Source organism: Paraburkholderia sp. CNPSo 3274, from assembly GCF_024206475.1.
In the GTDB taxonomy this organism is placed as follows: Bacteria; Pseudomonadota; Gammaproteobacteria; order Burkholderiales; family Burkholderiaceae; genus Paraburkholderia.
The window spans coordinates 1-3769 of sequence record NZ_JAMBPR010000175.1; the positions used below are offsets into that span (position 1 = coordinate 1).

The 3769-nt window shown below is 63.3% G+C and carries 3 protein-coding genes and 1 pseudogene; 2 read left to right on the forward strand and 2 right to left on the reverse strand.

The window, feature by feature from the left end; genetic code table 11:
* Positions 1-241, reverse strand: a 241-nt coding sequence (locus M3I54_RS45650) for a DUF5372 family protein (RefSeq protein ID WP_375542326.1), incomplete at its 3' end; no start/stop codon positions are given.
* Between M3I54_RS45650 and tnpB the strand changes: the two genes are divergently transcribed.
* Both tnpB and M3I54_RS43690 read left to right on the forward strand, forming a co-directional pair.
* Positions 226-399, forward strand: coding sequence for an IS66 family insertion sequence element accessory protein TnpB (tnpB, locus tag M3I54_RS45655; RefSeq protein WP_375542327.1), 174 nt, complete (start codon positions 226-228; stop codon positions 397-399). The two genes, M3I54_RS45650 and tnpB, sit on opposite strands and share 16 nt — an antisense overlap.
* A gap of 30 nt (positions 400-429) precedes the next feature.
* Complete coding sequence (locus M3I54_RS43690; protein ID WP_134456638.1) at positions 430-2010, forward strand: IS66 family transposase; 1581 nt, start codon at positions 430-432, stop codon at positions 2008-2010.
* 80 nt (positions 2011-2090) lie between these two features.
* Here the strand turns inward: M3I54_RS43690 and M3I54_RS43695 are convergent.
* Positions 2091-3485: pseudogene (locus M3I54_RS43695) on the reverse strand (phage integrase family protein); the annotation flags it as partial.
* Positions 3486-3769: the final 284 nt, after the last annotated feature.

The window sequence follows — 3769 nt, forward strand, 5'->3', positions numbered from 1 at the left end:
TGACCGTGAACAACGCGCGCTCTCGTCCCATAGAGATCTCGGGATCAGGCTCGCTCATATCGGTCCACTTCGGAGGAACGGAGCAATAACTCTTGTCGTCGATGCGCAGCAGGAGACGTCGGCCAGACCGGTTATAGCGCTCACCTACACAGAGAAGTTGCTGTCCGCTGAACGGGTGGAACGGGTGAGTGATGCGGACAAGATGTTCTGTGGCAGCCCCAGAGCCTGCATTTCGAGGTATGTTACAAGAGGCTCGAAGAAAAGGACCGCTTCGTCTGGCCCGACAGTAGCACCGGGGTCGTCACGCTGGACGTCGAGCGGTTGCAGTGGCTACTCAAGGGCGCGGACATTGCCGCGCTTCGGCGCCATCCGAAACGACATTATGCTCGTGTGAGTTGAACACGACATTGGCGTGCCGGTCTAAGCGACATGCCGATCAACGTCACCCTCTCTGCCGACGAGCTCAAGGCACTCCTGGCGATGCGCGAGGAGCACGCTGCGCTTCAGCAGGAACGTGACGAGCTACGCAGCACGCTGCGACTCGTGACAGCGGAGCGTGACCTCGCGGAGGAGCGCTTACGGGCTTACCGCCGCGAGCTGTTCGGTGCAAAGAGCGAAGCGCGGGATTCTGATCAATACGGCTTGTTCAACGAAGCTGAGGCGCTCGGTGCAAGCTCCACGCCCGCGCAGGAAGACACACCGGAAACGAAGGTTGGCGCGCACACTCGCAAGAAGCGTGGCCACCGCAAGCCGCTCGATCCCAGTCTGCCGCGCGATGTCGTGCGGCACGAACTGCCCGAAGCCGATCGCTTCTGCGCCAACGACGGTCACGCGCTTGTGGAGATCGGAGTTGAAACCAGCGAACAGCTCGACGTGATCCCGGAGCAGCTCCGCGTCATCCAGCACCAGCGCGTCAAGTATGCCTGCCCGTGCTGCGATCTTGGCATCAAGGTCACGCCAGCGCCGCCGCGCATCATCCCACGAGGACTCCTGAGCGAATCGGCGATTGCGTGGATCGCTGCCGGCAAGTATCAGTTCGGGATGCCACTCTACCGTCAGGCCGGCCTGCTGCGACGCTTCGGCGGCGACATCTCATCGAACACCATCGCAGCAAGCATCGTCCGTGTCGGGCTCGCGACGCAACCTGTGATCAACCTGATGCGCGATGCGTTGCTCGATGCCGATCTGATCTACTGCGACGAGACGACATTCCAGGTCCTGAAGGAGAAGGGACGCAAGCCACAAACAAAGAGCTATCTCTGGGCGCAGATGACCGGTTCGGGCACGCCGATCTGCTGCTTCACCTACACGCCCGGACGAGGTGCAAAGCTGGCTGACAAGCTGTTCGTCGGCGTGCGTGAAGGGGCGGCCCTGATGACCGACGGATACGAGCCCTATAACGGCATTGCCCAGCGTTACCAACTGGTGCACATCGGATGCTGGGTTCATTGCCGACGCTACTTCGTCAAGGCAGAGGACAATGTGCCCAAGGCAGCGCGCTCGCCCGATCTTCTCGCGACGCGCTTCATCAAGCTGATCGGAAAGTTGTTCGTTGCCGAGGCGCGTAGCGCGAAATGGAAAGCCGACAGGCGGCAGCGATTGCGACGACGGTACAGTGCACGCGTGCTCGACGCCATCCACAATCTGATGCTCGAGCAATCGCCCGGTGTCGTGCCCAACAGCTTGCTCGGCAAGGCGCTAACCTACCTGCGCGAACAGTGGCCGAAGCTGATCCGATACATCGAGAACGGCGACTGGCCCATATCGAACAATCCCTGCGAAAATTCCATTCGCCCCTTCGTAATAGGTCGCAAAGGCTGGATGTTCGCGGATACTGTAGATGGCGCTAACGCGAGTGCCAATCTGTATTCCCTGGTTGAAACGTGCAAAGCCAACGGCATCGACCCGTATCGTTACTTCACATGGCTGTTCAAGCGGCTACCTCTGGCAAAGACCGTCGACGACTACGACGCGCTGCTTCCCTGGAAAATCCCTGCGGACCTTCGCTAACCCAACGCCGCGTTTAGACATGCTGCACTCCGCACATCCCCTCTGAGGGGCGTCGGTCGTGGATCGCATACTTTTAGTTCGATGCCTGCGCCGTCCTCCTCAAGGCTCGCGACGAGCGGCGTCGCCGGGTTCCAGCGCGCGGGCGTAACCGGCAGCCCACGCTGCACGAGAAATTGATCCAGCGCGGCTCGGGCGAGCGACGGCAACGCAACCTTACCGCGCTTGCCCCCTTGCCGAGCACGTGCAGCCAGTGATCGCCGTGCTCATCTCGACGGATATCGGCGAGCGTCGCGCCGACCAGTTCACTCGCGCGCAGGCCAGTTGCATAGCCAAAGTCCAGCAGAAACCGCACGCGCTGGGCGGCCGGCACGCTCCAGCCGTAGGACCATTCGAGGCCGTCAGCAACGGTGCGGATGAGCAGCGACTCGCCCTCGGAGAAACCGCGCGACACGTCCAATCCCGCACGCGGCGCGTCACTCTTGACCTTGACGCCGGCGAACGGATTCGCCAGCACGTAGCGCTGCTCGACCAGCCAGCGAAATAGCGCCGACAGGACATTCAGTGCGTACGCCGCTGATCGGGGCGAGAGCGCGCCGATGAAAGGTCGCCATTCAACACTGTGGCGTGGCCGCGACGGCCCGACCCAACGCTCGCGCGGCGTGGGCCGGCGCAGGAATGCCCGGTACGCGATCGCGTCGTCAGTGGTGAGCGACGACAACGCTCGGCCTCGCTCGATGATCCCCCACAGGATCAGGCGCTCTGCTTCCTTGCGGTAGGCGCGCTGCGTGGTGGCCGAGTCGTGCAGCGAGAGCCAGGATTGGATCGCCTCGTAGTCGTTGGATGCATTCAGCAGGCAAGCAGCCCTTGGTGCGCGGAACTGTCCATGCGAGCCGTCGACTTCGTGCGGCACACGCAACTGCTCCCACGCCACGACGTCGCCGGCCGGTGCCACGACGATCAACGCCCGCGCCCGTTCGGTCAGTGCCGGATGGGCGGCAAAAAACGCCTCCACGCGACGCGCGCCGGCGACGCCGACGCCGACTCCGTCGATCGCGATCCACCAGCGGCGCCGGCGCGGAATCCGCACGGTCAGATCGGCCAGCGTCCGGAGGCCGTGCGCCTGCAGCGCGCCCACCACGCGCGGCGGCAACCACTGGTCGATCTCGTCGGCAATGTGCGGCACCGGTGCTGGCAGGCTGCGCAATGTCTCAATAGCGCGTGCGACGATGTCGGCCGACGCGGCGGATCGCTCGCCGAATGTTTCACCCAGGTCAGCCCGGTGACGGCTCGTCGCGAACGCGACCAGAGTGCGCCGAATGCGGCCGAGCACGCCGCGCGCCGACGCCCCGGGCGCCTTGCGGTCGCCCAGATAGCGCGCGACGGCCGCTCGAGGGTCGACTGGCATACCAGGCGCGCAGCGCAGCCAGTTCAGCGTCGCTGGGGAAGGCGATGGGGGCTATCTCACGCGTTTTCATGCCTGCCAGTTTAGATTCAGAACAAGATTGGACAGATAATCCAGAGGATTTTTAGCGGAGCGGAAGCGGCGCAATGAATTGACTAGGGACACGGCGAACAAGCCGTTTCCGCTCCGCTAAAAATTCGTTGAGCTAAGCCGCTCCGCTGTCGGTGGCTATGGGGATTGAATCGGTGCGGCGCCGGTTGTGCGTGTCGAGTGCGGGAAGCGAAGCGAGGGCAAGAAACAATCGGGATACGCGATTGGGCAGGCACGTCCAGGCATGATGGTCTGCGGGCGGCTTGG